The sequence below is a fragment of the Erysipelatoclostridium sp. An15 genome (assembly GCF_002160675.1).
Lineage (GTDB): Bacteria > Bacillota_I > Bacilli_A > Erysipelotrichales > Coprobacillaceae > Thomasclavelia > Thomasclavelia merdavium.
In genome coordinates this window covers 1-850 of record NZ_NFLA01000114.1, presented here as the reverse complement: position 1 = coordinate 850, position 850 = coordinate 1, and the positions used below count along the sequence as shown (strand labels likewise).

2 protein-coding genes are annotated in these 850 nt (G+C 27.9%); both read left to right on the top strand.

The features are described from left to right. Positions 1-366, top strand: a 366-nt coding sequence (locus B5E92_RS15260) for a DNA polymerase (RefSeq protein WP_239406517.1), incomplete at its 5' end; no start/stop codon positions are given. Between the two features lie 9 nt (positions 367-375). Further along, the coding region (locus B5E92_RS15255; protein ID WP_275532462.1) for a DNA-formamidopyrimidine glycosylase family protein at positions 376-850 on the top strand (475 nt) is incomplete at its 3' end.

The following is an 850-nucleotide window of genomic DNA, read 5'->3' as shown; positions in this document are numbered from 1 at the left end:
TTTTGTAAAGAACATGGTTATGTAACGACAATGTTGAATCGTAAACGTTTTATTCGTGAAATTAATGAAAAAAATTATATGCGTCAGGAATTAGGAAAACGTTTAGCGATGAATACGCCAATTCAAGGCTCAGCTGCTGACATTATTAAACTAGCAATGATTAAAGTGGATCATTTATTACAAAAGCATAATTTAAAATCGAAGATGATTTTACAAGTTCACGATGAATTGATTTTTGATGTTTATCAAGATGAATTACAAGAAGTAATGGAAGTAGTATCTAAGGGAATGAGCAGTGCTATTAAGATGAATGTAGAATTAAAATCAGAAGGAAGTTATGCTGTTAATTGGTATGAACTTAAATAGGAGATAAATATGCCGGAATTACCAGAAGTTGAAACTGTAAGAAATACGTTAAAGAATTTTGTTTTAAATAAAAAAATAGAATCAATTGATGTAATTTACCCTAAAATTATTGAAGATGATGTTGAAACATTTGTTAATAGCTGTATAAATCAGACAATTAATGATATTGATCGAGTTGGTAAATATTTAGTTTTTAAACTTGATAATATTGCCTTTGTATCTCATCTTCGTATGGAAGGAAAATATCATTACGTCGATAGAAATGAACCTGTAAATAAACATGATCATATTATTTTTAATCTTGATAATGGTAAGCAGCTAAGATATAACGATACTCGTAAATTTGGTCGTATTAAATTAGTAAGTTTACAAAATTATCGAAATGAATTACCACTTTCAAAACTGGGGCCAGAACCGTTTGATGCAACTTGTAATGAATTATATGAAAAAATACATAAAAGTAAATTACCAATTAAACATGTTC